The sequence below is a fragment of the Sphingomonas sp. CL5.1 genome (assembly GCF_013344685.1).
Taxonomy (GTDB): domain Bacteria; phylum Pseudomonadota; class Alphaproteobacteria; order Sphingomonadales; family Sphingomonadaceae; genus Sphingomonas.
The window spans coordinates 4297985-4324728 of record NZ_CP050137.1 but is presented as its reverse complement, the minus strand read 5'-3'; the positions used below and the strand labels follow the sequence as shown (position 1 = coordinate 4324728).

At 66.2% G+C, this 26744-nt stretch carries 23 protein-coding genes; 13 read left to right on the top strand and 10 right to left on the bottom strand.

Translation table 11 applies throughout. From position 1 onward, the window contains the following. The first annotated feature begins 112 nt into the window (after positions 1-112). From F9288_RS20660 to F9288_RS20645, 4 genes are all read left to right on the top strand, one after another. Positions 113-1276 carry a phosphoserine transaminase gene (locus tag F9288_RS20660; RefSeq protein ID WP_174838556.1) on the top strand — a complete coding sequence of 388 codons (1164 nt, stop codon included), beginning with the start codon at positions 113-115 and terminating at the stop codon, positions 1274-1276. A gap of 104 nt (positions 1277-1380) precedes the next feature. Next, a complete protein-coding gene (serA, locus tag F9288_RS20655) occupies positions 1381-2958 on the top strand; it encodes a phosphoglycerate dehydrogenase (protein WP_174838555.1) in 1578 nt (525 codons plus the stop codon). A 95-nt stretch (positions 2959-3053) separates the two neighbouring features. Then, on the top strand, positions 3054-4148 hold the full coding sequence (locus tag F9288_RS20650; RefSeq protein ID WP_174838553.1) for an ATP phosphoribosyltransferase regulatory subunit: 1095 nt from the start codon (positions 3054-3056) through the stop codon (positions 4146-4148). Between the two features lie 108 nt (positions 4149-4256). Then, entirely contained in the window at positions 4257-5546 is a 1290-nt protein-coding gene (locus tag F9288_RS20645; protein ID WP_174838551.1) for an adenylosuccinate synthase, read from the top strand. Positions 5547-5612: 66 nt separating this feature from the next. Here the strand turns inward: F9288_RS20645 and F9288_RS20640 are convergent, their stop codons facing one another. The 8 genes from F9288_RS20640 to purD all read right to left on the bottom strand — a co-directional run bounded on the left by F9288_RS20640 (position 5613) and on the right by purD (position 12521). Continuing rightward, complete coding sequence (locus tag F9288_RS20640) at positions 5613-5909, bottom strand: hypothetical protein (RefSeq protein WP_174838549.1); 297 nt, start codon at positions 5907-5909, stop codon at positions 5613-5615. 214 nt (positions 5910-6123) lie between these two features. Next, positions 6124-7197 carry a chorismate synthase gene (gene aroC, locus F9288_RS20635; RefSeq protein WP_174838548.1) on the bottom strand — a complete coding sequence of 358 codons (1074 nt, stop codon included), beginning with the start codon at positions 7195-7197 and terminating at the stop codon, positions 6124-6126. Beyond that, on the bottom strand, positions 7194-7718 hold the full coding sequence (locus F9288_RS20630) for a GNAT family N-acetyltransferase (RefSeq protein WP_174838547.1): 525 nt from the start codon (positions 7716-7718) through the stop codon (positions 7194-7196). The genes aroC and F9288_RS20630 overlap by 4 nt, the downstream gene beginning before the upstream one ends. A gap of 3 nt (positions 7719-7721) precedes the next feature. Then, a complete protein-coding gene (fabI, locus tag F9288_RS20625; RefSeq protein ID WP_174839233.1) occupies positions 7722-8513 on the bottom strand; it encodes an enoyl-ACP reductase FabI in 792 nt (263 codons plus the stop codon). Between the two features lie 8 nt (positions 8514-8521). After that, a complete protein-coding gene (locus tag F9288_RS20620; protein ID WP_174838546.1) occupies positions 8522-9478 on the bottom strand; it encodes a YihY/virulence factor BrkB family protein in 957 nt (318 codons plus the stop codon). A 28-nt stretch (positions 9479-9506) separates the two neighbouring features. After that, a complete protein-coding gene (locus tag F9288_RS20615; protein WP_174838545.1) occupies positions 9507-10454 on the bottom strand; it encodes a DnaJ C-terminal domain-containing protein in 948 nt (315 codons plus the stop codon). Between the two features lie 70 nt (positions 10455-10524). Next, positions 10525-11202, bottom strand: coding sequence for a hypothetical protein (locus F9288_RS20610; protein WP_254620989.1), 678 nt, complete (start codon positions 11200-11202; stop codon positions 10525-10527). A gap of 68 nt (positions 11203-11270) precedes the next feature. Further along, positions 11271-12521 carry a phosphoribosylamine--glycine ligase gene (gene purD, locus F9288_RS20605; protein ID WP_174838542.1) on the bottom strand — a complete coding sequence of 417 codons (1251 nt, stop codon included), beginning with the start codon at positions 12519-12521 and terminating at the stop codon, positions 11271-11273. On the opposite strand from purD, the gene xseA reads away from it, so the two are divergent. The 7 genes from xseA (at position 12521) to F9288_RS20570 (ending at position 18340) form a co-directional block, all read left to right on the top strand. Then, positions 12521-13885, top strand: a complete 1365-nt coding sequence (xseA, locus tag F9288_RS20600; RefSeq protein ID WP_174838540.1) for an exodeoxyribonuclease VII large subunit — start codon at positions 12521-12523, stop codon at positions 13883-13885. The two genes, purD and xseA, sit on opposite strands and share 1 nt — an antisense overlap. Positions 13886-13897: 12 nt before the next feature. After that, a complete protein-coding gene (locus F9288_RS20595; RefSeq protein ID WP_174838538.1) occupies positions 13898-14098 on the top strand; it encodes a DUF2093 domain-containing protein in 201 nt (66 codons plus the stop codon). Then, positions 14095-14997: a M23 family metallopeptidase gene (locus F9288_RS20590; RefSeq protein WP_174838536.1), complete on the top strand. Its 903-nt coding sequence runs from the start codon at positions 14095-14097 to the stop codon at positions 14995-14997. Before F9288_RS20595 ends, F9288_RS20590 begins: the two co-directional genes overlap by 4 nt. 64 nt (positions 14998-15061) lie before the next feature. Further along, complete coding sequence (locus F9288_RS20585) at positions 15062-15700, top strand: putative 2OG-Fe(II) oxygenase (RefSeq protein ID WP_174838534.1); 639 nt, start codon at positions 15062-15064, stop codon at positions 15698-15700. After that, positions 15700-16341, top strand: coding sequence for a hypothetical protein (locus F9288_RS20580; RefSeq protein WP_174838532.1), 642 nt, complete (start codon positions 15700-15702; stop codon positions 16339-16341). Before F9288_RS20585 ends, F9288_RS20580 begins: the two co-directional genes overlap by 1 nt. Positions 16342-16343: 2 nt before the next feature. Next, the gene (locus F9288_RS20575) at positions 16344-17078 is read left to right on the top strand and encodes a 2OG-Fe(II) oxygenase family protein (RefSeq protein WP_174838530.1); all 735 of its coding nucleotides are present in this window, start codon (positions 16344-16346) and stop codon (positions 17076-17078) included. Continuing rightward, positions 17057-18340, top strand: a complete 1284-nt coding sequence (locus F9288_RS20570; protein ID WP_174838528.1) for an aspartyl/asparaginyl beta-hydroxylase domain-containing protein — start codon at positions 17057-17059, stop codon at positions 18338-18340. Before F9288_RS20575 ends, F9288_RS20570 begins: the two co-directional genes overlap by 22 nt. Positions 18341-18364: 24 nt before the next feature. On the opposite strand, the gene F9288_RS20565 is transcribed toward F9288_RS20570, so the two are convergent. Beyond that, a complete protein-coding gene (locus F9288_RS20565; RefSeq protein ID WP_174838526.1) occupies positions 18365-18880 on the bottom strand; it encodes a hypothetical protein in 516 nt (171 codons plus the stop codon). Positions 18881-19154: 274 nt separating this feature from the next. Here F9288_RS20565 and F9288_RS20560 point away from each other — a divergent pair, with 274 nt between their 5' ends. Both F9288_RS20560 and F9288_RS20555 read left to right on the top strand, forming a co-directional pair. Further along, complete coding sequence (locus tag F9288_RS20560) at positions 19155-22133, top strand: TonB-dependent receptor (protein ID WP_254620988.1); 2979 nt, start codon at positions 19155-19157, stop codon at positions 22131-22133. Positions 22134-22232: 99 nt separating this feature from the next. After that, a complete protein-coding gene (locus F9288_RS20555; protein WP_174838525.1) occupies positions 22233-24107 on the top strand; it encodes a tetratricopeptide repeat-containing sulfotransferase family protein in 1875 nt (624 codons plus the stop codon). A 54-nt stretch (positions 24108-24161) separates the two neighbouring features. On the opposite strand, the gene clpB is transcribed toward F9288_RS20555, so the two are convergent. Then, the gene (gene clpB / locus F9288_RS20550; protein WP_174838523.1) at positions 24162-26741 is read right to left on the bottom strand and encodes an ATP-dependent chaperone ClpB; all 2580 of its coding nucleotides are present in this window, start codon (positions 26739-26741) and stop codon (positions 24162-24164) included. Between the last annotated feature and the right edge of the window lie 3 nt (positions 26742-26744).

Sequence of the window (26744 nt, the reverse complement as noted above, 5' to 3'; positions counted from 1 at the left end):
TCGATCGGGAAACAGTGACGGTAGCCGCTTGCCAGCGCGCCCGCGCATCGCTAGGGCCGTCGACGGGCCACGCGGTCCCAACGCCGCGCGTGCTCTCTGCGAGGAGAGTTACATGACTGATACGACGCTCGTTACCGGCGCCACCAATGCGCCTGCCAAGCCCGCCACCAGGCCGGCTCGTCCCCATTTCTCATCCGGTCCCTGCGCCAAGCCTCCGGGCTGGGATGCGTCGAAGCTGAACGCCGAGGTGCTCGGCCGTTCGCATCGCTCGAAGCTCGGCAAGCAGCGGCTGCAATATTGCATCGACCTGATGCGCGAGATGCTCGCGCTGCCCGACACGCATCGCATCGGCATCGTGCCCGGTTCCGACACCGGCGCGTTCGAGATGGCGATGTGGACGATGCTCGGCGCGCGTGACGTGACGTGCCTCGCATGGGAGAGCTTCGGCGAGGGCTGGGTGACGGATGCGGTCAAGCAGCTTAATCTCGAGCCGACCGTGCATCGCGCCGATTACGGCCAGCTTCCCGATCTCGACAAGGTCGACTGGTCGAGCGACGTTCTGTTCACCTGGAACGGCACCACCAGCGGCGTGCGCGTGCCGGACGGCGAGTGGATCGCCGCCGACCGCGAGGGCCTGAGCTTCGCCGACGCGACCAGCGCGGTGTTCGCCTATGACCTGCCGTGGGACAAGATCGATGTCGCCACCTTCTCGTGGCAGAAGGTGCTGGGCGGGGAGGGCGCGCATGGCGTGCTGATCCTCGGCCCGCGCGCGGTGGAGCGGCTGGAGAATCACACTCCGGCGTGGCCGCTGCCGAAGGTGTTCCGCCTCGTCTCCAAGGGCAAGCTCGCCGAGGGCGTGTTCAAGGGCGAGACGATCAACACGCCGTCGATGCTGGCGGTGGAGGATGCGATATTCGCGCTCGAATGGGCGAAGTCGATCGGCGGCGCCAGGGGCCTGATCGCGCGTTCGGACGCGAACGCGGCGGCGCTCGACAAGATCGTCGCCGAGCGCGACTGGCTCGGCCACCTCGCGGTGGACAAGGGCATCCGCTCGCGCACCAGCGTCTGCCTCACGGTGGAGGGCGCGGACGAGGCCTTCATCAAGGCGATGGCCGGCCTGCTGGAGAAGGAAGGCGCGGCGTTCGACGTCGCGGGCTATCGCGATGCGCCGGCCGGCCTGCGCATCTGGTGCGGCGCGACCGTCGACACCGCCGATATCGCGGCGCTCGGCCCGTGGCTCGACTGGGCCTATGCCGAGGTGAAGGCTTCCGCCTGAAGCATCCGTCATTCCCGCGAAGGCGGGAATCCATACTCACTGCCGTCAGCGATAATGGATCCCCGCCTTCGCGGGGATGACGGCGCAGTTGCAGGATATGTTCCATGCCTAAAGTACTGATTTCCGACAAGATGGACCCCAAGGCCGCGCAGATCTTCCGTGAGCGCGGCGTGGAAGTGGACGAGATCACCGGCAAGACGCCGGAGGAGCTGAAAGCGATCATCGGCCAGTATGACGGCCTCGCCATCCGTTCCTCGACCAAGGTGACGAAGGAGATTCTCGACGCCGCGACCAACCTGAAGGTGGTCGGCCGCGCCGGGATCGGGGTCGACAACGTCGATATCCCCGCCGCCTCCGCCAAGGGCGTGGTGGTGATGAACACCCCGTTCGGCAATTCGATCACCACCGCAGAGCACGCCATCGCGCTGATGTTCGCGCTCGCCCGCCAGCTTCCCGAGGCCGACGCCTCCACGCAGGCCGGCAAGTGGGAGAAGAACCGCTTCATGGGCGTCGAGCTGACCAGCAAGACGCTCGGCCTGATCGGCGCGGGCAATATCGGCTCGATCGTCGCGGATCGCGCGCACGGCCTTCGGATGAAGGTCGTCGCCTATGATCCGTTCCTGACGCCGGAGCGCGCGCTGGAGATGGGCGTGGAGAAGGTGACGCTCGACGAGTTGCTCGCCCGCGCCGACTTCATCACGCTGCATACGCCGCTGACCGACCAGACGCGCAACATCCTGTCGGCCGAGAATCTCGCCAAGACGAAGAAGGGCGTGCGCATCATCAATTGCGCGCGCGGCGGATTGATCGACGAGGCGGCGCTGAAGGAAGGGCTGGATTCAGGCCATATCGCGGGCGCGGCGCTGGACGTGTTCGTCACCGAGCCGGCGAAGGAAAGCCCGCTGTTCGGCACGCCCAACTTCGTTTCCACCCCGCACCTCGGCGCGTCCACCACGGAAGCGCAGGTGAACGTCGCGATCCAGGTCGCGGAGCAGATGGCGGACTATCTCGTCACCGGCGGCGTGACCAACGCGCTCAACGTGCCGAGCCTGAGCGCGGAGGAGGCGCCCAAGCTCAAGCCGTATATGGCCCTGGCCGAGAAGCTCGGTAGCCTCGTCGGCCAGCTTTCGCATGGCGTGATCCCGCGCATCTCGATCCACACCGAGGGCGCGGCGGCGGAGCTGAACCCCAAGCCGATCGTCTCGGCGGTGCTGGCCGGCTTCCTGCGCACGCAGACCGACACGGTGAACATGGTCAACGCGCCCTTCCTCGCGAAGGAGCGCGGCATCGAGGTGCGCGAGATCCGCACCGAGCGGGAGGGCGATTACCACACGCTCGTCCGCGTCTCGGTGAAGACCGACGCGGGCGAGCGCTCGGTGGCGGGCACCTTGTTCGGCGATGCCGCGCCGCGTCTGGTCGAGCTGTTCGGCATCAAGGTGGAGGCCGATCTCGCCGGCCATATGCTCTATGTCGTCAATGAGGATGCGCCGGGTTTCATCGGCCGCATCGGCACCTTGCTGGGCGAGGCCGGGGTCAATATCGGCACCTTCCACCTCGGCCGCCGTCAGGCGGGCGGCGAGGCGGTGCTGCTGCTCTCGGTCGACGACGAGGTGAGCGCCGACCTGCTCGCCAGGGTGAAGGCGCTGCCCGGCGTGAAGACCGCGATGGGGCTGGCGTTCTGACAGCCTATCGGGGCCGGGCCAGCCGGAGGACTGTCCTTTCGCGGTGAGAAAGGGCAGGGGATCGGCAGGCCCGGCCCCAACGGATTCGCACTATCATGACCGCATTGCTCCCCGAAGGTTTCCGCGACACGCTTCCCCCGTTCGCCGATGCGGCGGCGGCGGTGGAGGCGCGGGCGCTCGCGGCGGCGGCGAGCCACGGTTACGAGCGCGCCGATCCGCCGCTCGCGGAGTTCGCCGACGGGCTTGGTTCGCGGCTGAAGGACGGCGGGCTGCGCAACGCGGTGCGTTTCGTCGATCCGGTGTCGCAGCGCACGCTGGCGATCCGGCCCGACCTTACCGCGCAGATCGCGCGGATCGCGGCAACACGCATGGCGCATCATCCGCGCCCGGTGCGGCTGAGTTATGCCGGGCCGGTGCTCAAGCTGCGTGGCGACGCGCTCAACCCCGCGCGCGAGGCGCGGCAGATCGGTGCGGAGCTGATCGGCCTCGATTCGGTCGCGGCCGCGCGCGAGGTGGTGACGGTCGCGGTCGATGCGCTGGAGGCGGCGGGAGCGAGCGGCATCTCGATCGACTTCACGCTGCCCGATCTGGTCGATGCGATGGCCGGAACGCTGCCGGTGGCGGATGTCGACGCGCTGCGCGAGCGACTCGACGCCAAGGACGCGGGCGGCGTCGCCACGCTCGCGCCCGCCTATCTCCCGCTGATCGCCGCCGCCGGGCCGTTCCCGGAAGCGCTGGAGCGGCTGCGCGCCTTCGACACGCACGGCATCCTCGCCTCGCGCATCGCGGGCCTCGCGGAGATCGTCGATTCGCTCGGCGACCGCGTGCAGCTCACGCTCGATCCGACCGAGCGGCACGGGTTCGAATATCAGACCTGGCTCGGCTTCTCGCTGTTCGTGAGGGGCGTCGATCGCGAGGTCGGGCGCGGCGGCACCTATCGCATCGTGCGCGAGGACGGCACGGAGGAAATGGCGACGGGCTTCTCGCTCTACGCCGATGTCTTGGTGGGCACGACCACGCCGGAGCGGCGGCGGCTGTTCCTCCCTTACGGCGCGCCTGCCGCCGAAGGCGCGCGGATGCGCGCCGCCGGCTGGGTGACGGTCGCCGCGCTGGAGGCGGGGGACACGCCCGAGGCGCAGCTCTGCACGCATATCCTCGATCGCGGCGAGGCGCGGCTGCTAGGCGGTTGACGCTGGCGTCGCGCAAGGCTACCGGCGCGGCGAAAATCTGCACACATCCTCGCGCCGAGTCCTGTCGAAGGGCGCGTGGATTCCCTCGGCAGGGGGAGTATTGTATCCATGGCGAACGTAGCGGTCATCGGCGCGCAATGGGGCGACGAGGGCAAGGGCAAGATCGTCGACTGGCTGGCCGAGCGCGCCGACATGGTGGTGCGCTTCCAGGGCGGGCATAACGCCGGCCATACGCTCGTCGTCGGCGACAAGACCTACAAGCTCTCGCTGCTCCCCTCCGGCATCGTGCGCGGCACGCCGTCGGTGATCGGCAACGGCGTGGTGCTCGATCCCTGGGCGCTGCGCGACGAGATCGCGCGGCTCGGCGAGCAGGGGGTGAAGGCGACGCCGGAGACGTTGCGCATCGCCGACAATTGTGCGCTGATCCTGCCCTTCCACCGCGATCTCGACGCGCTGCGCGAGGATGCCAGCGGCGCGGGCAAGATCGGCACGACGCGGCGCGGCATCGGCCCGGCCTATGAGGACAAGGTCGGCCGCCGTGCGATCCGGGTGTGCGACCTCGCGCATCTCGACGATCTCGGGCCGCAGCTCGATCGCCTCACCGCGCATCACGACGCGCTGCGCGCCGGCTTCGGCGAACCGCCGATCGATCGCGAGCGGCTGCTGGCGGAACTGCGCGAGATCGCGGGCTTCGTCCTGCCCTTCGCCAAGCCGGTATGGCGCGATCTCAACGAGGCGCGCGCGGCGGGCCAGCGCATCCTCTTCGAAGGCGCGCAGGGCGTGCTGCTCGATATCGACCACGGCACCTATCCCTTCGTCACCTCGTCGAACACGATCGCGGGGCAGGCGGCGGGCGGCTCGGGGATCGGGCCGGGCGGCGTCGGCTTCGTGCTGGGGATCGCCAAGGCCTATACCACCCGCGTCGGTTCCGGCCCGTTCCCGACCGAGCTGGAGGATGCGACTGGCGAGCGGCTCGGCACGCGCGGGCGCGAGTTCGGCACCGTCACCGGGCGCAAGCGGCGCTGCGGCTGGTTCGACGCGGTGCTGGTGCGCCAGTCGGCGGCGGTGAGCGGCATCACCGGCATCGCGCTGACCAAGCTCGACGTGCTCGACGGGTTCGAGGAGGTGAAGATCTGCACCGGCTATCGCTTGCGTGGTGAGGTGCTGGATTATTTCCCGTCGCACGCCGCCGATCAGACGGAGGTCGAGCCGATCTACGAGACAATCGAGGGGTGGAGCGAATCCACCGCCGGCGCGCGGAGCTGGGCCGACCTGCCGGCGCAGGCGATCAAATATATTCGCCGTGTCGAGGAACTGATCCGCTGCCCGGTCGCGCTGGTATCGACCAGCCCGGAGCGCGAGGACACGATCCTGGTGCGCGATCCGTTCGCGGACTGACCTGTAAGACAAAGGGGCCGGTGGACCGAAATCCGCCGACCCCTCCGGGAGAATCCCGCCAACCGATCAGAGACGCGGTGGCGTCTGGCTGGTAGGCGCGGGGTCAGGAGCCGGCGCCGGTTCCGGCGTGGTGGTGGCCGGCGGCATGGTCGAGTCCGGCGGCGCGGTGGTCGCCGGGTCGGTCGCGGCCGGCGGCGTGGTCGTGTCGGCCGGGGCCGCCTCCGGGGCGCTCATCGTTTCGTGATGCTTCTTGCCCTTCTTGTGCTTGGCGGACGTGGTCGGCTGATCGCCGGGAGCGGACTGCGCGATCGCGACCGCGGGAAGGATAAGGGCGCCGGCGGCAAGGATGTGGATGAACTTCATAAATCTTCTCCTGGTGCTTCCCCGTTATGGGAATCAATATAAGGAGAAAATTCGGGATGTAGTGTCGTCTGGTCTTGATCCAGCCACCTTTCAGCTCGGCTATTCAAGCGGGAAATATTATTGCAGCGCTGAAATGTTCGGTGCCGGAGACGAAGCGATTATTAACCGTTGTTCATATTGGTGATTCGTGTTTCTTGGCGGAACTGATCGCGCCTCAGCCGCCGCATTGCGCGCGATGCAGCAATGCCTGATCGGCGAGCACCAGTGCGACCATCGCCTCCACCACCGGTACGCCGCGAATGCCGACGCAGGGATCGTGACGTCCCTTCGTGGCGATCTCGCTCGCCTCGCCTGCGCGGGTGATCGTCTCCACCGGCGTCAGGATCGAGCTGGTCGGCTTGAACGCAACGCGCAGCCGCAAGGGCTGACCGGTCGAGATGCCGCCCGCGATCCCGCCGGCGTGGTTGGCGAGGAAATGCGGCCAGCCGTCCGGGCCGGGGCGCATCGCGTCGGCATTTTCCTCGCCGGTCAGCGCGGCGGCGGCGAAGCCGTCCCCGATCTCCACACCCTTCACCGCGTTGATCGACATGCAGGCGGCGGCCAACTCGCTGTCGAGCTTGGCGTAGAGCGGCGCCCCCCAGCCGGGCGGCACGCCGGTCGCCTCGCACGCCACGATCGCGCCCAGCGAGGAGCCGGCCTTGCGCGCGGCATCCACCTTCGCCTCCCAGCGAAGCGCTGCGGCGGCGTCTGGGCAGAAGAAGGCGTTGCGGTCGATCTCCGCGTCGTCGAAAACGGCAGGGTCGATCGCGTCGCCGCCGATCGCCTCCACCCATGCGCGGATGCGCACTTCAGACACCACCAGCCGCGCCACCGCGCCCGCCGCGACGCGCGCCGCCGTCTCGCGCGCGGAGGAGCGTCCACCGCCGCGATAGTCGCGGAAGCCGTATTTCGCGTCATAAGCGTAATCGGCATGGCCGGGGCGATAGGCGCGCGCCACCTCCGAATAATCCTTCGAACGCTGGTCGACATTCTCGATCATCAGGCTGATCGGCGTGCCGGTCGTGCGGCCCTCGAACGTGCCGGAGAGGATGCGCACCTGATCCGGTTCGCGCCGCTGCGTGGTGAAGCGCGACTGGCCGGGCCGGCGCTTGTCGAGCCACGGCTGGATGTCGTCCTCGCTGATCGCGATCCCCGGCGGGCAGCCGTCCACCACCGCGCCGAGCGCCGGGCCGTGGCTCTCGCCCCAGGTGGTGAAGCGGAAGACGCGGCCGAAGGTGTTGAAGCTCATTGCGTTCCCAATCGTGAGAAAGCGGGCGCATGATGTGCCGCCTCGCGCACGCCGCACGGCACGAGGCCGCCCTGCAATGGCAGCGCCATGAAATATTCCCCCGCATAAGGCGAGGAGAAGTTGCGCGCGACCACCGCGTCATAGCCGAAGCGACCGTAATAATCCGGCTCGCCGAGCACGAAGCTCAGCACCACGCCCTCTGCCTCCAGCCGGTCGTGCCCGGCGCGCACCAGCGCCTCCGCCACCCCCTGCCGCCGGTAAGGCGCGGCGACCGCGAGCGGGGCGAGCGCGACGGAGGGTACCTGCCTGCCCGCCACGGTCACGTCCATCCGGCTGAACACGATCGCCCCGGCCAGCGTGTCCGTGCCTTCGTCCTCGGCGATCAGGGTGAGCACCATGTCGCCCTCCATGCACAGGTCACGCACCAAGTTTGCTTCGTCCGGCGCGGGGAAGCTCGCGCGCAGTAGCGCATCGATCGCGGCCACGTCCTCGGCGCGCGCGGGGCGGACGGTGACGGTCACGGCTCAGGCCAGCGCGATGTCCGGCGCGTCCTCCGCCTTCATGCCGATCACGTTATAGCCCGCGTCGACATGGTGGATTTCGCCCGTCACCCCGCTCGCGAGGTCGGAGAGCAGATAGAGTCCCGCGCCGCCGACATCCTCGATCGTCACGGTGCGGCGCATCGGGGAGTTCAGCTCGTTCCATTTGAGGATGTAGTTGAAATCGCCGATCCCGCGTGCGGCGAGCGTCTGGATCGGGCCGGCGGAGATGGCGTTGATGCGGATATTCTCCGGCCCGAGATCGACCGCGAGATATTTCACGCTCGTCTCCAGCGCGGACTTGGCGACGCCCATCACGTTGTAATGCGGGATCACCTTCTCCGCACCGTAATAGGTCAGCGTCAGGATCGATCCGCCCTCAGGCATCATCTCCCGCGCGCGCTTCGCCACCGCCACCAGCGAGTAAGCGGAGACGTTCATCGTCATCAGGAAATTGTCGAGCGTCGTGTCGTAGAAGCGGCCGCGAAGCTGGGACTTGTCGGAAAAGCCGATCGCATGGACGACAAAATCGATCGTCGGCCACTCCCGCGCCAGCGCGGCGAAGGTGGCGTCCAGCGCGGCCATGTCGCTGACGTCGCAGTCGAACAGCCGCGCCACGCCGAGCTGCTCGGCCAGCGGGCGCACCCGCTTTTCCATCGCCGCGCCCTGATAGCTGAAGGCAAGCTCCGCGCCCGCCTCGCTCAACTTCTTCGCGATCCCCCACGCCAGTGACTTGTCGTTTGCGAGGCCCATAATCAGCCCGCGCTTTCCGGCCATCAATCCGCTCACGGTCCCGCCTTTTCTTCTTGCTCGGACGCGTCCTCTAGCCTCGTTTCAGGCGGTTCCGCCAGTGCCGCGTTAAGGTGCGCGCCGAATACCAGCCCCAGGCCGATCAGATAGAAGAATAGCAGCGTCACCACCACGCCGGCGAGGCCGCCATAGGTTAGGCTATAGCCGCCGAACTGCGCGAGGACGAGCGGCAGCACCGCCGTCATCCCGATCCACCACGCGGTGGTGAACAGCGCGCCGGGCCATTTGCGGCTGCCGGTGTAGCGGTATTTCGACGGGGTGACGAAATAGAACAGCATGAACAGCGCGCCGAACATCACCACGCCGGGGATCGCGCGGCTGATCCCGATCCAGCCGGCGACGTCCTGCGCCCAAGGGATGAGGCGATAGACGAACTGTTCGGCGGCGGTGAGCAGGCCCTGCACGAGGAACGAGATCAGCGCCAGCACCACCGACACGACGATGCCGAACGACAGCCCCAGCCGCGCGCGCCAGATCGGCTGCGTGCTTTTCGTGCCATAGGCCTGGCGGAAAATCTCGCGGATCGTCTCGACGAAGCTGCCGACCGTCCACAGCCCGACCAGCGCGCCGAGCCACAGCAGCGAGCCGGTGCGCGCGGTCAGCACGTCGTGGATCGGCTTGCGCAGGATATCGGATACGTCGGGCGGCAGGACATGGAGGAACGAGGTGACTGCCATCTGGATGCGGTCGTTCTCGCCCAGCGCGGAAAGCACCGCCGCCGCGACGATGAAGAAGGGGAACACCGCCATCAGCGCCAGATAGGCGAGGTTGCCGGCGTGCATGAAGCCGACGGTATAGACGCCATTGGCGGCGCGTTTCAGCACCTCCAGCGCGCGATTGCCCGATTCAAGCCTCGAAAGCTCGTCCCCGAGCGCGCCGTGGAAGCGTTCCGCCCGGGCCTCCGGTGTCAGCGTGTTCGTGACATCGTCCAACCGCGCTCCCCTTTTTCGGATCCGGTTATCAGACGCCCATCGCCGCGCGCGGGTTCCCGCCGCCGTCCCAGCCTTCCACGAACTGCCTGAGCGCGGCGTCGTTCGCCGGCAGGTCCACCATCAGCGTGACGAGCTGGTCGCCGCGCCCGCCGCCCTTCTTGTGGAAGCCCTTGCCCTTGAGACGCAGCACCTTGCCGGAGCTTGAGCCGGCCGGGACGGTGAGCATCACCGGCTTCTCGACGGTCGGCACCTTCACCGGCCCGCCCAGCACCGCCTCGCCGAGCGTGACGGGCAGGTCGAGCCGCACGTCGTCGCCGTCGCGGGTGAAGAAGCGGTGCGGCACCACCTCGATCGTGACGATCGCGTCGCCCGCGCCGCCCGGCCCCGGCTCCCCCTTGCCGGACAGGCGCATCTGCGTCCCGTCCTCGACCCCGGCGGGGAGCTTGAGGTCGATCGTCTTGCCGTCGCCCAGCGTTATCCGCTGCGGCGCGAGCGCCGCGGCGTCGACGAACGGCACGCGCAGGCGATAGGCGGCGTTGGCGCCCTTGGGCGGTGGCTGGCGCCGGCCAAAGCCACTGGCGAACCCGCCGCCGCCGGCTCCACCGCCGCCGCGCCCGCCGAACAGGCCCTCGAAGATGTCGGACATGTCGACGCCTTCGCCGTCGCCGCCGAACTCGAAGCCTTGCGAGCGGAAGCCGCCGCCGCCGGCACCTCCGCGTCCGCCGGCGAACCCTGCGCCGAACGGGGAGGTGGGATTGCCGTCCGCGTCGATCTCGCCGCGGTCGAAGCGCGCGCGCTTCTCCTTGTCGGTCAGCAGGTCATAAGCGGACGTCACCTGGCTGAAGCGCTCGGAGGCCTTGGGATTGTCCTTGTTGCGGTCGGGATGCAGCTCCTTCGCGAGCTTGCGATACGCCTTCTTGATGTCCGCCTCGGAAGCGCCGCGCGCGACACCCAGCGTCGAATATGGATCGGCCATCGAATCCCCGTTGGTGTGTTATCCGACTATGTGGGGCGGTGAAGGCGCGAGCGCAATGAGGATCGACGGCTCACAGCTTCCCGAATGCCGCCTCGAACCCGGCGCGGTCGCCCGCGGCGAGGAAGCGGGCCTGCTCGATCCAGCGATCGCGCTTCATCCGGCCGGTGAACGGGCCGAGCCGCGCGTCGAGCGCCTCCGCCTCCGCCGCGTCGAGCGCGGCGAGCTGCCCGACCGTGGTGATGCCCAGCTCCGTCAACCGCTCGGCCAGCTTCGGTCCCAGCCCCTTGAGCTGGGTGATCGGGCCGTCGGCGGGCGAGGGGCCTTCGCGCGCTGGCTCGGACTCAGGCTCAGGCTCGGGCGGCGCGGCCGGCGTGGACGACGCCTCCACCGCCGGGGAAGCCTCCAGCGGACCGGCCGCCACGATCGGCTCGTCGGCGAGCGGCGCGGGGTCGGACGCCGTTTCCTCCTCGACCGGCGGTGGCGCGGGCGGCTCGGGGGCGAGCGGCGGGGGCGGCGGTGCTACCGGCAGCGGCGGCACAGGTGGCACGGCGTCCACCGGCGGCTTCGCGGCGGCGCGGGTGCGGGCGGCGGCCTTGCGGTCCTGCTCGGCGGCCAGTTCCTCGATCCGCTCGGCCGCGACACGCTGGCGTTTCAGATGCGCGCCCCACAGGATGCCGATGATCGTCAGCACCGCGACCACCGCGATCAGCGCGAGCGCGATCGTCGTCAGCGTGCCGGTGTCTGCCATTCGTGACCCCATCTCGTGCTCCCGTGTCCGTGCCGAGCCTTACTCGCGTACCCGCGCCTGTCCAGCGGTCAGATCGCGCCCCGGCCGATGTCGCGGCGGCAGAAACCGTCCGGGAAGTCAATCGCGTCGACCGCGCGATAGGCGGCGGCCTGTGCGCTTTTCACGTCCGGCCCGCTCGCGGTGACGGCGAGCACGCGGCCGCCGCTCGCCACCAGCCTGCCATCCGCTTCCTTCGTACCGGCCTGGAACACGATCGCCCCAGTCGCCTCCGCCGCGTCGATCCCGCCGATCGCGCCGCCGGTGACGGGCGTCCCCGGATAGCCCTTCGCCGCCATCACCACCGTCAGGGCAACTTCCGGCGAGAAGGCGGGTTCCGGCTGGTCCGCAAGCCGCCCCTCCGCCACCGCCAGCAGCAATTCCACCAGATCGCCGGCGAAGCGCATCATCAGCACCTGGCATTCGGGATCGCCGAAGCGGACGTTATATTCGATCAGCTTCGGCCCGTCCGCCGTCAGCATCAGCCCGGCGTAGAGCACGCCGACATAGGGTGTTCCGGCCTCCGCCAGCGCGTCGATCGTCGGGCGGACGATCTCGCCCAGCGCGCGCTCCTCCAGCTCCGGCGTCAGCACGGCGGCGGGGCTGTAGGCGCCCATGCCGCCGGTGTTCGGCCCGGTATCGCCATCGCCGACGCGCTTGTGGTCCTGCGCCGAGCCGAACGCGGCGGTGACGGTGCCGTCCGACAGGACGAACAGGCTCGCCTCCGGGCCTTCCAGCATCTCCTCGATCACCGCTTCGGCCGGGCCGTCCGCGAACAGCGCCGCGATCGCCGCTTCCGCCTCGGCGCGGGTCTGCGCCACCGTCACGCCCTTGCCGGCGGCGAGGCCGTCCGCCTTGATGACGCATTTCTCGCCGAAATCGTCGAGCGTGGCGAGCGCGCCATCCCGGCTCGTCACGCGGAAATAGCGCGCGGTGGGGATGCCGACGCGCGCGCACAGGTCCTTGGTGAAGCCTTTCGACCCTTCGAGCTGCGCCGCCGCGCGGCCGGGGCCGAACACGGGGACGCCAATCGCGCGGATATTGTCGGCCAGCCCCTCGACCAGCGGCGCCTCCGGCCCGATCACCACCAGCTTGATATGCTCGCGGCGGCAGAAATCGATCACCGCGCGGTGATCCGTCACGTCGAGCGCGGCGATCGTCGCATGTCGCGCGATGCCGGGGTTGCCGGGAGCGGCGAACAGGGTATCGAGCTTCGGCGATTGCGCCAGCTTCCACGCCAGCGCATGTTCACGTCCACCAGAGCCGATCAGCAATACATTCAATGTCCGATCCCTTCCTTGATCCGCCGGGCCGGCTGGTAGCCGAGGCCGCTCCCGGCAGCAACGCGCCTGCGCTTTCCGTCGGCGAGCTCTCCCAGCGGCTGAAGCGGGTGGTGGAGGGCGAGTTCGGCCATGTCCGCCTGCGCGGCGAGATTTCCGGCTACAAGCGCGTCGCCTCCGGCCACGCCTATCTCTGCCTCAAGGACGAGGCGGCGGTGATCGACGGGGTGATCTGGAAGGGGCAGGCGGCGGGCCTCGCCTTCCGCCCGGAGGACGGCATCGAGGTGATCGCCACCGGGCGGCTGACGACCTATCCCGGCCGCTCCAAATACCAGATCATCATCGAGCGGATGGAGCTGGCCGGCGCGGGCGCGCTGATGGCGCTGCTGGAGAAGCGCCGCGCCGCGCTGGCGGCGGAGGGGCTGTTCGATCAGGAGCGCAAGCGCCGCCTGCCGTTCCTGCCGCGCCGCATCGGCGTCGTCACCTCGCCGACCGGCGCGGTGATCCGCGATATCCTGCACCGGCTGGAGGACCGCTGCCCCAGCCACGTCCTCGTCTGGCCGGTGAAGGTGCAGGGCGACGGCGCGGCGAACGAGGTGGCGGCGGCGGTGCGCGGCTTCAACGCGCTGGCGGAGGAATTGCGGCCCGAGCTTATCATCGTCGCGCGCGGCGGCGGTTCGATCGAGGACCTCTGGGCGTTCAACGAGGAGGTGGTGGTGCGCGCCGTCGCGGCCTCCGATATTCCGACGATCTCGGCGGTCGGACACGAGACCGACACGACGCTCTGCGACCATGCCGCCGACCTGCGCGCGCCGACCCCCACCGCCGCTGCCGAACTGGCGGTGCCGGTGCTCGCCGACATCCGTCTTACGGTTGCCGCCCACGCCCAGCGCGCCGAGCGCTGCGCGCGCCGCTATGTCGAGCGCGGACGTGAGCGGCTGGAGGCGCAGGCGCGGCTGCTGCCGACGCGCGATCGGCTGCTCGGCCCGCAGCGCCAGCGGCTCGACGACGCCGGCCAGCGCGCCGATCGCGCGCTGGAGCGCCGCGTCACGCAATCGCGCGGCCAGCTCGACCGTATTGCCGGCGCGCTGCGACCCGCGACGCTCGACCGGCGGCTGGAGGCGGCGCGGCAGCGGCTCGCCGATTTCGGGCGGCTGCTGGCGGCGGTGAACCCGGATGCGCCGTTGCAGCGCGGCTATGCCCGCGTCACCGCGCGCGCCGGCGCGACCCTCACCACCGCCGCCGCCGTGCGGGCGGCGGGGGCGGTGACGCTCCATTTCCACGACGGCAATGTCGACGCGAAGGTTGAGGGCGCGCGGCAGCGGACCTATGCTCCGCCTCCGCCCGAACAGCCATCCCTTCTATGAGTTTGTGATCCGATGCTGATGTCCAATACCGACCGGCCCGCGCGGCTGCATTATCTCGCCAACGGCTTCCGCGTGCTGACGCCGGGCGATCATGTCGTCTGCGCGGTTTCCGGCGCGCGCATCCCGCTGGAAGACCTGCGTTATTGGGACGTGATGGGGCAGCGCGCCTTCGCCTCCGCGACGCTGGCGACCGAGGCGCTCTCGCCGCGATGAGCCGTGCGAGGCGGTGGGCCGGGATCACGCTGATCGCGACGCTGGCGGCGGGTTGCGTGCCGCCGGCGAGCGAAGCGCCGCCGCCCATGCCTGTTCCGCGTCCCGCGCCGCCGCCTGCGCCGCGACCGCTGCCGCCAGCGGCCTTCGGCGCCTTTTCAGGTGCGCCGCGGCAAGGCGCGCTGATGCTCGGCACCGCGCCGTCCGGCACTGTTTCGCTGGCGCTCGACGGGATGCCGATCGAGGTGGCGAGCGACGGTCGCTTCCTGATCGCCTTCGACCGCGACGCCGGCCCGCGCGCGACGCTGGTCGCGACACTCGCCGATGGCCGCCATGCGACGCGGGAGTTCGACATCGCGCCCGGCGATTGGCGGATCGAACGGCTCGACACCGTCGCCAAGGTCCCCGTGCCGAGCGCCGAATTCGCCCGTCGCCGCCCCGCTGAACTGGAACAGATCAAGGTCGCGCGCGCGATGCGCACCGACGCCGACGGCTGGCGTCAGCGCTTCATCTGGCCGGCGAGCGGCCGCATCTCCGGCCTGTTCGGCGCGCAGCGCATCTATCGGGGCGAGCCGGGTGCCTATCACGGCGGCGTCGATGTGGCGAAGCCGGCCGGCGCGCCGGTGGTCGCCCCGGCGGACGGCGTGGTGATCCTGGCCGCGTCATCGTCCTTCACGCTGGAGGGCAATCTGCTGATGCTCGATCACGGCATGGGGCTGAACAGCGCCTTCCTGCACCTGTCGCGGATCGAGGTGAAGGTCGGCGATCACGTCCGCCAGGGCCAGGAGATCGGCCGCGTCGGCGCGACGGGGCGCGCGACGGGGCCACATCTCCACTGGGCGATGATGTGGCGTGGGAAGAGGATCGACCCGATGCGGGTAGCGGGGAATATGGGGCGGTAATGTCGCTCCTTCCACACGTGATACGCTCCACGCACTTGGCTGGCGGAAACCGAACGAATGAAGGATGGGTCCGAGCGTGCGCATAGCCTCTGTATTTCCGACCTCGGTTTATACTGTCGTGGTGCCGAATAGCGGCGCGTTGAGCGCGTCATTGCGCGAGGCGATCGTCCAGCGAAGCGCCGGGCAGAACGGCGTGAGCCGATCCAATGTCGGCGGCTGGCAGTCGGAAATAGACATGCTGCGCTGGGGTGGCGAGGCGGCGGCCTCACTCGCCCGAATCGTGACGGAGGCGTGTCGTCGGTTGACGGCAAACTCCGATGGATCAACCCCGTCGGTGGCATGGCGACCGGAAATGTGGGCTAATATCAATCGTGTGGGCGATTCGAATCAAAATCACTGGCACCCTGGCTCGTATCTTTCGTTCGTCTATTACGTCGACGATGGATATGCCGGATCGGCCGATCCCGCGCTGGGTGGAGAATTGGTGTTCGTCGATCCCCGCATGCCGTTCCTGAGGATGCGGACGCCGGGCCTTCGCCATCGTGTCGCCGGCGGCAATGTCGAGGAACAGGAGACATGGGTAAGGCCGTTCAGCGGATTGTTGATCGGGTTTCCCTCATTTCTCGGTCATTCGGTCCGCCCCTATCATGGCTCAGGAACGCGCATCTCGATCGCGATCAACATGATCGCGCGAACGCAGTAATGGAGACGATGATGCAGATTCACGCCGAGCCGCTTTTCGCTACGGCGTTGGTGATCGATCGATTGGAGGACGTGGGCATTGCCGCCACGCTCGATGCGCTGCTTTTCGAAGGTGTTGCTGTAGATCGCGGAACGGGTCGTCCTCGAAAGGTGGATTGGCGGGATGCGTGGCCGGCTTCGTTGCGTGTGCTCTCCAGCCATGTTCGCGCGCTGGCCGATCGCGGAACGGCCGGGGCAAACGGGCATCCTGCGACTGTCGATTGGCGGATCACAGGTTCGGCCTACGAGATTGCTCATGGCGAGCATCTCGATCTGCGGCCGGATTACGAAGCTTTCTGGCGATGCCTGCATATTGTAGACGACGGCTATGCCGGAAGAACGGAGCAGTCGTTAGGCGGAGAACTGGTCTTTCTCGACCCACGTCTCCCGGCGCCGATGATTGAGATGGCCGGGTTGCGTGTCAAAACCGTTTTGGCGCCGCAGGCGGCGCTCTATTCTCCGGAAGTTACCGTTCGTCCCGGCTCCGGCAGCATATTGATGTTCCCGGGGTGGATGCAGCTACGTCACAGAATGATGGGAGCGAGAACGAGGCCTCGCCGGCTGATAGATATCTCGCTTATCGCGGCGCTGGGGAGCGCGTGAGCATGCCGGAGAAGGCGAAGGGCCCATCGCTGGACTTCGTGCTGGGTAATCACGATATTACCGCGCTCGCGCGTTGTTATCGCGAGCGCGGAAGCGTGCGGATTCGAAATTTTCTTGCCGACCCCATTCCGCTTTCCGATCATTTACATGGTCGGACAGATTGGCGCCAGGTGCTGAACGCCGGCGATAAGGTCTATGAGCTTGATGCCGATGTCCGCGCGCAAATGGATGCGGAGCGCGTGGCCGCGCTCGACGCGGCGGTCTATTCGGGCGCCACGCATGGCTTCCAGTTCCGCTATGAAACGATCCGCACGCCGGACGCTGAAGCGGAGCGTGCGGAATGTGGTGATCTGTTGAACCGTTTCGCTCTGTGGCTATCGCAAGGCGAAGCGCGAAATTTCCTTCGCAGGATCACTGGCGAGGATCGAATTGACTTCGCCGATGCTCAGGCCACCCGCTTTTCGGGTGGCGACTTCCTTACCGGCCATGACGATCTGGTCGAAGGCAAGAGCCGCCACGCAGCCTATGTTTGTGGGCTGACGCCGTTCTGGCGATTGGAATGGGGTGGTTTGCTGCTGTTTCATGGCGCGGACGGCGGCGAAGCCCGTGCGCTTTCCCCGGAGTTCAATGTGCTGGATATATTCGCCGTACCTGTGCCGCATAGCGTTTCGCTAGTAAGTCCGGCGGCTGGAAAAAAGAGGGTTTCGATCACCGGATGGCTGAGGTCCAGGCCGTGAACGATGGTTCCGCCGCCGCCAGGATCGGGCGTTTGTTCGAGCAAGTCGAACATGCGGCGAGAGCGGGGCGTGATGCGGAAGTGACCGCCTGTCTCAGCGGGATATTGGCGATCGCGCCCGAACATCCTCGCGCGCTGAATATGATCGGCAATCGGCTTCTCTCGGGTGGTGATGCGGCGGGCGCGCGCCGCATGTTCGAGCGGGCCGTGGCGCAAGACCCGCAGGCACCCCCGATCTGGCTGAACCTAGCGTTCGCGGCGCGGGCGACGGGCGATTCCGCCGCCGAACTTGCCGCGCTGGATCGGGCGTTGGTGGCCGATCCCTATTTCGTGGTCGCGCTGCTGGAAAAAGCCCAGTGGTTTGAGCGCCATGATCGCAAGGCCGAAGCTGTTCTGGCCTATCGCGCGCTAAACGACGCGGCGCCGGCCTTCGAAACGCTGCCACCGCGCGTCGCCGATGCCTTACGCCACGGCAAGGCATTGGTCGACAGCGAAGACCAGAGCATCGAGCGGGAGATCCGCGCGGAGATCGGCGACCGCCCGATCGCCTCGCAACGGTTCGAACATGCGCTGGAGGCTTTGGGGGGGCGGCGTAAGATCTACCATCCCAAACCTGCTGGTCTGCATTTTCCCTATCTGCCGGCGATGCAATTCTTCGATCGCGCACAATTTCCCTGGTTCGAAAAGCTGGAAAAGGCGACCGACGACATTCGGCGCGAACTTCTCGGCCTTCTCCAAGGTGCCGATCCAAATGTGCCTTATGTCAACATCGCCCCCGGCACGCCGGAAAACCAATGGCACGCGCTGAACCGCTCACTGAACTGGGGCGCGATTTTCCTTTTGAAGGATGGCGAGCCGATCCGCGATATGCTCGATCGTTGCCCGGTTACGGCGAGCGCGCTTGCCGACCTGCCGCTGCTAGATATCCCGCATCGCGGCCCGACGGTGATGTTCTCCACGCTGAAGCCGCACACCCGGATACCGCCGCACCACGGCGTGACCAATATCCGCGCTGTGGTGCACCTGCCGCTGATCGTTCCACAGGGGTGCGGCTTTCGCGTTGGTTCGGAGACGCGCGAGTGGCGCGAGGGAGAGGCGTGGGCATTCGACGATACGATCGAGCATGAGGCATGGAATGAGAGCGACGACACGCGCATAATCATGATTATCGACGTGTGGAATCCGTTCCTCGACGAAGAGGAAAGAGCTTTGCTGCGCACTACGAACCAAGTACTGGCGCGTATGGGCGAAGTTAAGACGTGATCGATGGGCGAATGATATGGTCGACTATTGCGTACGCATCACGCGAATAAATTTGGGCCCGACCTTCATCATGTAACTGCCCATCGCTGCGCGCTTGATCGTCACTGTATCGCCAGCGCGTGGGTAAGTCGCCTCATCGTCGGTCTGGCGCCACGTCATGTCGTTATCGAGCGCGAATTCCCATTTCTGATAGCCGATCTGCCGGACGCGCACGATCTTGGCGTCGATCTCGCTCGGCGCGTCGCCGTTTTTGTCGCTCCCGCCCAGGAGCGGCAATCGCACACTGCCGAAGCCGAACAGCGCGCGCTTTGCTTCCTTGATCTGGGTCTTGTCCGCAACGACAACGTCCCCGGCGTCCGCGGCCTGCGCGATTGCCGCAACCTTGCCGTCATAGCATGCCAGCCGCGCCTTATCGTCGGCGATTGCCCGGCAATCCACCAGATCGCGAAAAATCCCCGCTTGCTGCCGCTGCCCGGCGGCGGCGATGCCGGTCGTGCCCAGCGTGACGATAACGACGGCAGAAAGACGGGAAATTTTCATCTGCGGCTATGCCCTGATCTGATGACCGAACCTAACCGCCGCGGCGCGAGGCGGCAAGCTGACGGCTGTGCAAAGGTGTTGCACTATTGCGACATATCGTCGTCGATTACGTTCGCAAACGTCGTTCCCGCTTTACAGTATGAATCTCCGAACGCACAGATTGACCATCCAAATGAGGCTTCCTCCACCGCAAGGTGGTGATCGGGCAATGCGGCAAGTTTAATAGAGCGCATGTTCGATTGTTGGGGGTCTCTCACTGTAAAGGGGATTGCATGTGATTAATCGTCGTTCAACTGAAGCTGCGCTCTATTGCGGTGCGGCTACGCTGGCGATCGGTTTGGCTCTGGTTTCCACGCCGGCCTTCGCGCAACAGGCGCCTTCCGCTTCCGATGCCGCTCCGCAGCAGGACATCGTTGTGACCGGCTCGCGCATCGCGCGCCCTGATCTTGAGGGCACCAGCCCGATCTCGATCGTCAGCTCGGCTGACATCGCGAAGCGTGCTGGCAGCGCCAACATCGAAAACGTCCTGAACGACCTGCCGCAGGTGACGCCGACTACCTCGTCGACTTCGAACAACCCAGGCGGCGGCGTTGCGACGGTCAACCTGCGTGGCCTCGGCTCGCAGCGCACCCTGGTGATGGTCGATGGCCGTCGTTACATGTCTTACGACGTCAACCAGATCGTCGACCTCAACACCATTCCGAGCTCGCTGATCAGCCGCGTCGACGTCGTGACTGGCGGCCAGTCCGCGGTTTACGGTTCGGACGCGATCGCGGGTGTCGTCAACTTCATCCTCAAGCGCGATTTCTCGGGCGTTGAGCTGAACAGCCAGTATGGCGTCACCGAAAAGGGTGATGGCCAGATGTGGAACGTCAACGGCACCATCGGTTCGAACTTCGATGACAATCGCGGCAACGTCACGCTGTTCGTCGATTACACGAAGCGTAACCCGACCTATGCGGGTCAGCGCGATTTCGCGTATAACGCGCTGGTCGACGATGGGAAGGGACACCTTGTCGCCGCCGGCGGTTCGCCGTCCGTGCCGCAGGGCCGTATCAATATCCCCACCGTTTACGCCGCTGATGGAAAGACGGTTATCAAGCCCGGTCTCGGGATCACCTCGGGCCTTGGCTGCGACAACCAAGATTTCGGTAGCCCGGGCGTCGGCCGCTGCTACGTCGGCGCGAACGGCTACAATTACTCGCCGGTCAACTACCTGCAGGTTCCGCAGGAGCGCTTCCTCGTTTCGGCGATGGGGCAGTATGAGATCAACGAGCATTTCACGCCGTATTTCGAAGCCCAGTTCGTCAACAACCGGGTTGAGTCGCAGCTCGCAGCGACGCCGATTGGCCAGGGTTCACCCTATGCAAGCAATGCGAGCGGCACCACGGGGCCGCTGACTTTGCAGACGAACTCGCCGTTTTTCTCGCCAGCAATGCAGGCAGCGCTGCAGGCCCTCGACACCGGCAACACGGGCTATGTCAGCGTGCCGAGCTGGGCGTTCCGCACGACCCAGATTGGTCCCCGTGTGAACTATGACGATCGCAGTGCTTATCGCATCGTCGCGGGCATGAAGGGCGATATCGGCGCGGGCTTCAGTTACGATGGCTATTATATGTATGCCCGTACCAAGAACTCGCAGCGCCAGCTCGGGAACGTCGCGATCAGCAATTTTCTTGCTGCGACCAAGACCGCGTTCCAGGCCGCCGATGGCTCGATTTCTCCGTTCCCGGTTGCTGGCGGCACGCTCGTTTGCGCTGACGCAACGGCACGCGCAGCGGGTTGCTATCCTGCGAACATCTTCGGCCTGAACCAGCTCAGCCCGGAGGCGGCGAAGTACATCTCCGTCGGTGCGACGAACCTTGAGGAGTATACCACTCAGGTCGCGAGCTTCGTCGTAAGCAACCCGAACCTGTTTGATCTCGGTGCAGGCGGCGTTGGTGTGGCGTTCGGTGCGGAGTGGCGCAACGAGGCGGGGTCGGTCACTCCTGACACCTATCTCGCTTCCGGCAACGTGGCCGGCTTCAACTCCGGGCAGCCGACTTCCGGCAGCTATTCGGTGCGGGAGTTCTTCGGCGAAATTCGCGTTCCGCTGCTTAACGACCAGATCATTCATCGCCTTGAGCTGAATGGCGCGGCTCGTTCATCGCATTATTCCAATGCGCCGGGCAACGTGTTCACTTGGTCTGCTGGCGTGGAGATGGCTCCGGTTCGGGACATCACCTTCCGCGGCCAGTATCAGAAGGCGGTTCGTGGTCCGAGCGTCAACGAGCTGTATCTCGGCAACACGGTCAGCTTCGCGGGCAATGCGGATCAGTGTGGCACCGCTGCTGCTGTCAATGCGGGCAGGTTGCATGACATCTGCGTTGCGCAGTTCTCGGGTGCCGGCGCGCCGGTTTCCCTGATCGGCAATCCGGCGATCCAGGATCCGAACGTGGTAAACCCGCTGACCTTCATCGGCGGCAACCCGAACCTGCGTGAAGAGACGGCCAAGACCTACACGGTCGGTGCGGTGATCCAGCCGTCGTTCGTTCCGCGCCTTTCGCTGACGGTCGACTACTATAACATCAAGGTGGACAATTTCATCCACACCGTAACAACCACCACGATCGGCAACGAGTGCTTCATCAACTTCAATCAGTCATTCTGCTCGCTGATTACGCGCAACGCGGCTGGTGAAATTGATACCTTCTCCGCTCAGAACGTTAACTCTGGCGGGTTGAAGAACTCGGGTATCGATGTCGGCGCGACTTATAATTATCCGCTGGGTGAACTGTTTGGCGGTGACGCCAGGCTGAGCTTCAACTTTAACGGCACGCGTCTGATCCATAACATCATCACGCAGATTTCGGGCGATCCGACGACGACGACTGAATGCGCTGGTCGCTTCGGTGTGTTGGCTTGCGGTGTCCCGACGCCGAAGTGGCGGCACAGCCTGCGTACGACCTTGGGCATTGGCGCGATCAGCACCTCGGTCCAGTGGCGCTATTTCGGTTCGGTTCGTGACGACGATCCCTCGTACGTTTACGCTTCGGAGCGTCTCGGCGCCGTCAACTACTTCGACCTGACGCTTTCGGCCGATGTGAACGAGCATTATTCGCTCAACTTCGGCGTCAGCAACCTGTTCAACAAGAAGCCACCGCTCGCTGCTTCGGCGCAGAACGGCGGCAACGGCGAGCAGTCGAACACCTACCCGACTGTCTATGACGTTCTCGGCCGGTCGTTCTTCGTCAGCGCCAAGATGAAGTTCTGATCGAACGCGATTGTTAACGAAATGGGGCGGCGCAGCGAATGCGTCGCCCTTTTTCATGAAATGCTTCCGTATCCATTTGCGGTCGCCTAGATTGGGATCATGACCGATCTGGAAGCTGCGCTGACGGCCGCGTTCGAGGATTTACAGCGCGGCGATCCCGCGGCTGCGGAGGGGAAGGTTGCTCGTTGGGTTGCCGCAGGTTCGATTGATCCTCGCCTCGCGGCGCTGCGGGGGCAAAGTTTGCTCGCTTTGGGCAGGGCGCCTGAGGCTATTCCTCAGCTCGAGCGTGCGCTTGACGCAGCGCCAGGGCATCCGGCGCTGTTGACCAAGCTTGCATTCGCACTGATCGAAGCGGGGCGGTTGGATGACGCTCGCCGCGCGGCTTCGCATTCGCCGGCTGCGCAACTGCGGCGTATCGTTGCTTATGTCGATCAACAGCAAGGGCGGCACAATGCCGCAATTGTCGGCTTTCGTGCGGTTCTGGCTGAAATGCCGGATGACTATGAAAGCTGGAACAACCTCGGTCTCTTGACTCGCGATGCCGGTGCGCTGGGTGAGGCGATCGAAGCCTTTTCCCGCGCCGTGGCATTGCGTCCGCGCGATTCCTTATTTCATATCGGTCTGTCGCAAGCCCTTGCTGCCGCCGCACGTCATGGCGAGCGGCAGCAAGTAATGCGCCGTGCGGCAACACTGCTTCCGGGCGATATCTCGATTCTGACCGAGCTAGGACTGGCCGAGGGAGGGGTGGATGATTTCGACGCGGCGGAGCGGGCGTATCGCAGCGCGCTGAGGATCGATCCGCATCATACCCCGGCTTGGCGAGAGCTTGGCATGCTGCTCGATCGGATGAGCAGGCTCGAAGCCCTAGAAGAGCTGATTGCAGATGCGCGTAGACGCGGGTTAAGTGATGCAGCGATCGCCTTCGTGGAGGCTACGCTGATGCGGCGACGCGGCAAACCGGTCGAAGCGTTGGAGGCGCTTGCCGGGGCAGGGGACGATATCAACCCCGCGCGCTTCGCTGAATTGCGCGGGCAATTGAACGACGCGCTCGGAAATTTTGACGAGGCTTTTGCCGCCTTTACCGAAATGAACCGAATCGGAGCGGCTGAGCCGGCGGCATTGGTGGCCCAGGCAATGAATTTTCCGGGCGAAATCACTGCGACGATAGCGCGATTGCGTAATGAGCCGGCCGTCCGATCACCATCGGTCTCGCCGATACCGACAACGACGTCGCCAGTTTTCATCATCGGCTTTCCCCGTTCCGGCACTACCTTGCTGGATACGATGCTGCGCAATCTTTCTGAACTCATGGTTCTGGAGGAGCCGCCGATGCTGGAGGCGGTGGAGCGCTCGTTCGGATCGATCGATCCCGCCGCATTAAGCGAAGAGCGGATTGCGAACGGGCGCGCCACCTATTTCGATCATCTGACCCGACATGCCGGCGAGGAGATCGCCGAGCGAACGGTCGTCGACAAATATCCCCTGCATATGGTCCGTGTGCCGCTGATTCATCGCTTGTTTCCGGCGGCGAAATTCGTTTTTGTCGAACGTCACCCATGCGACAGCTTGCTCAGTTGCTTCATGGCGCGGTTCGTGCCGAATAAGGCGATGGTGCATTTCCAGCATATCGAAAGCGCCGCGCGCCTTTTTGACCTGTCGTTCAATGCATGGAGTCTTGCCGAGGAACGGCTGCCGCTAAACGTGCATCGCATCCGTTACGAACAAATGGTGACAAATCCGGAAGCGGAGATGCGATCGCTGCTCGATTTCCTGGAAATCGCATGGAACCCTGCAGTACTGGACAACCGCGCCGGCGCGGCGGCTAATCGCGTCGTAGCGACCGCCAGCTACGCGCAGGTTACGCAACCTATCAACGATCGCTCGATCGGGCGGTGGCGCAATTATCAGAAGTATCTGGAGCCGGCGCTCCCCACTCTCGCTCGCTGGGCGGAGCGGATGCATTACGCACTTTGAGTCATGAGCGACGGAGGCGAGCGAGGATCGCATGACTCCTCGCCCGCCCCGTTCTCACCCCACCGCCAACGCCAGCTTGCCATCCCCCTCGTCGACATTGACGGTCGCCCCGTCCTTCACGTCGCCGCGCAGTATCATCTCGGCGAGCGGGTCCTGCAAGTAGCGCTGCACCGCGCGCTTCAGCGGCCGCGCACCATAGACCGGATCATAGCCCACACGGCCGAGCCACGCGCGCGCGGCGTCGGTGAGGTGGAGCGTCACCTTGCGGTCCGCGAGCAGTTTCTGCACGCGCGCCACCTGGATATCGACGATCGGCCCCATGTGCGCCTGGCCGAGCCGATGAAACAGGATGATCTCATCCAGCCGGTTAAGGAATTCCGGGCGGAAATGCGCGCGGACCACTTCCATCACCTGCGGCTCGGCCTTCTCGACATCCTCGTCCTCGCCGAGATTGGCGAGATACTGGCTGCCGAGGTTCGAGGTCAGGATGATGAGCGTGTTCGAGAAATCGACCGTCCGGCCCTGCCCATCGGTCAACCGCCCGTCGTCGAGCACCTGGAGCAGCACGTTGAACACGTCGCCGTGCGCCTTCTCCACCTCGTCGAACAGCACGACCTGATAGGGCCGCCGCCGCACCGCCTCGGTCAGCACGCCGCCTTCCTCATAGCCGACATAGCCCGGAGGCGCACCGATCAGCCGCGCGACGCTGTGCTTCTCCATGAACTCGCTCATGTCGATGCGCACCATCGCGTTGGGATCGTCGAACAGGAATTCGGCGAGCGCCTTGGTCAGCTCGGTCTTGCCCACGCCGGTCGGGCCGAGGAACAGGAACGAGCCGAGCGGCCGGTTCGGGTCCTGCAAGCCGGCGCGCGCGCGGCGGACAGCGGTGGAGACGGCACGCACCGCATCGGCCTGGCCGATCACGCGCTTGCCGATCACCTCCTCCATGCGGAGCAGCTTCTCGCGCTCGCCCTCCAGCATCCGGTCGACAGGCACGCCGGTCCAGCGGCTGACGACATTGGCGATGTCGTCGGCCGTCACCTCCTCGCGCAGCATCGCGCCCTTGGCGGCGCCCTGCGCCTCCTCGAGCTGCTTGGTCAGCGCGGGGATCGTGCCGTATGAAAGCTCGCCGGCCTTGGCGAGGTTGCCCTCGCGCTGCGCCTGCTCCAGCGCGGTGCGCGCGGCATCGAGCTGTTCCTTCAGCTTGGCCTCCGCGCCGATCTTCTCCTTCTCCGCCTGCCAGCGCTGCGTCAGTTCGGCCGACTGCTGCTCAAGGTTGGCGAGTTCGGTCTCGAGGTTCGCCAGGCGATCCTTCGATGCGGCGTCGCTTTCCTTCTTCAGCGCCTCGCGTTCGATCTTGAGCTGGATGATGCGGCGATCGAGCGTCTCGATCTCCTCCGGCTTGCTCTCCACCTCCATGCGGATGCGGCTGGCGGCCTCGTCCATCAGGTCGATCGCCTTGTCGGGCAGGAAGCGATCGGTGATGTAGCGGTTCGACAGGGTAGCCGCCGCCACGATCGCGCCGTCGGTGATGCGCACGCCGTGATGCAGCTCGTAGCGATCCTTCAGCCCGCGCAGGATCGAGATCGTGTCCTCGACCGTAGGCTCGCCGACGAACACCGGCTGGAAGCGCCGCTGCAACGCCGGGTCCTTCTCGACATATTTCCGGTATTCATCGAGCGTCGTGGCGCCCACGCAATGCAGCTCGCCGCGCGCGAGGGCGGGCTTGAGCAGGTTGGAGGCGTCCATCGCGCCGTCCGACTTGCCCGCACCGATCAGCGTGTGCATCTCGTCGATGAACAGGATGATGTCGCCCTCGGCGCCCTTCACCTCGTCGAGCACCCCCTTCAGCCGTTCCTCGAACTCGCCGCGATATTTCGCGCCCGCGATCAGCGCGCCCATGTCGAGCGCCATCAGCGTGCGGTTCTTGAGCGTGTCCGGCACGTCGCCGTTGGCGATACGCAGCGCGAGGCCCTCCGCGATCGCGGTCTTGCCGACGCCCGGCTCGCCGATGAGGGCAGGGTTGTTCTTGGTGCGGCGCGCGAGGATCTGGATCGTGCGGCGGATTTCCTCGTCGCGGCCGATCACGGGATCGAGCTTGCCGTCGCGCGCCGCCTGCGTCAGGTCGCGCGCGAACTTCTTGAGCGCGTCATAGCGATCTTCGGCGCTGGCCGTGTCGGCGGTGCGGCCGCCGCGAAGCTGGTTGATCGCGGCGTTCAGCCCCTCCGGCGTGACGCCAGCGGCCTTCAGCGCCTTGCCCGCCGGCGTGTTGAGCGCCAGCGCCAGCGCGACCAGCAGCCGCTCGACCGTGACATAGGAATCGCCCGATTTCTGCGCGATCTGCTCGGCGGAATCGAGCACGCGCGCGGCATCGTTGTTCAGCCCCGGCGATGCTTGCGCGCCGGAGCCGGAGACGGCCGGAATCTTCGACAGCGCGAGGTCGGTCTCGCTGACCGCGCGGCGCGGGTCGCCCCCGGCGGACTGGATCAGCCCGGCGGCCATGCCGGCATCGTCCTCCAGCAGCGCCTTGAGCAGATGCTCGGGCGTGATCTGCTGATGGTTCATGCGGATCGCGACGGTTTGCGCCGACTGGAGGAAACCCTTGGCGCGGTCGGTGAATTTTTCGAGGTTCATACA

Coding starts and splice junctions, on each gene's coding strand:
- F9288_RS20615 (WP_174838545.1), bottom strand. CDS start 10,454: ATGGCCGATCCATATTCGACGCTGGGTGTCGCGCGCGGCGCTTCCGAG.
- F9288_RS20585 (WP_174838534.1), top strand. CDS start 15,062: ATGGGTCCGAGCGTGCGCATAGCCTCTGTATTTCCGACCTCGGTTTAT.
- F9288_RS20595 (WP_174838538.1), top strand. CDS start 13,898: ATGCTGATGTCCAATACCGACCGGCCCGCGCGGCTGCATTATCTCGCC.
- fabI (WP_174839233.1), bottom strand. CDS start 8,513: ATGGCCGGAAAGCGCGGGCTGATTATGGGCCTCGCAAACGACAAGTCA.
- serA (WP_174838555.1), top strand. CDS start 1,381: ATGCCTAAAGTACTGATTTCCGACAAGATGGACCCCAAGGCCGCGCAG.
- F9288_RS20645 (WP_174838551.1), top strand. CDS start 4,257: ATGGCGAACGTAGCGGTCATCGGCGCGCAATGGGGCGACGAGGGCAAG.
- F9288_RS20660 (WP_174838556.1), top strand. CDS start 113: ATGACTGATACGACGCTCGTTACCGGCGCCACCAATGCGCCTGCCAAG.
- F9288_RS20575 (WP_174838530.1), top strand. CDS start 16,344: ATGCCGGAGAAGGCGAAGGGCCCATCGCTGGACTTCGTGCTGGGTAAT.
- F9288_RS20565 (WP_174838526.1), bottom strand. CDS start 18,880: ATGAAAATTTCCCGTCTTTCTGCCGTCGTTATCGTCACGCTGGGCACG.
- F9288_RS20570 (WP_174838528.1), top strand. CDS start 17,057: ATGGCTGAGGTCCAGGCCGTGAACGATGGTTCCGCCGCCGCCAGGATC.
- F9288_RS20580 (WP_174838532.1), top strand. CDS start 15,700: ATGGAGACGATGATGCAGATTCACGCCGAGCCGCTTTTCGCTACGGCG.
- F9288_RS20555 (WP_174838525.1), top strand. CDS start 22,233: ATGACCGATCTGGAAGCTGCGCTGACGGCCGCGTTCGAGGATTTACAG.
- F9288_RS20650 (WP_174838553.1), top strand. CDS start 3,054: ATGACCGCATTGCTCCCCGAAGGTTTCCGCGACACGCTTCCCCCGTTC.
- F9288_RS20640 (WP_174838549.1), bottom strand. CDS start 5,909: ATGAAGTTCATCCACATCCTTGCCGCCGGCGCCCTTATCCTTCCCGCG.
- F9288_RS20590 (WP_174838536.1), top strand. CDS start 14,095: ATGAGCCGTGCGAGGCGGTGGGCCGGGATCACGCTGATCGCGACGCTG.
- xseA (WP_174838540.1), top strand. CDS start 12,521: ATGTCCGATCCCTTCCTTGATCCGCCGGGCCGGCTGGTAGCCGAGGCC.
- F9288_RS20610 (WP_254620989.1), bottom strand. CDS start 11,202: ATGGCAGACACCGGCACGCTGACGACGATCGCGCTCGCGCTGATCGCG.
- clpB (WP_174838523.1), bottom strand. CDS start 26,741: ATGAACCTCGAAAAATTCACCGACCGCGCCAAGGGTTTCCTCCAGTCG.
- aroC (WP_174838548.1), bottom strand. CDS start 7,197: ATGAGCTTCAACACCTTCGGCCGCGTCTTCCGCTTCACCACCTGGGGC.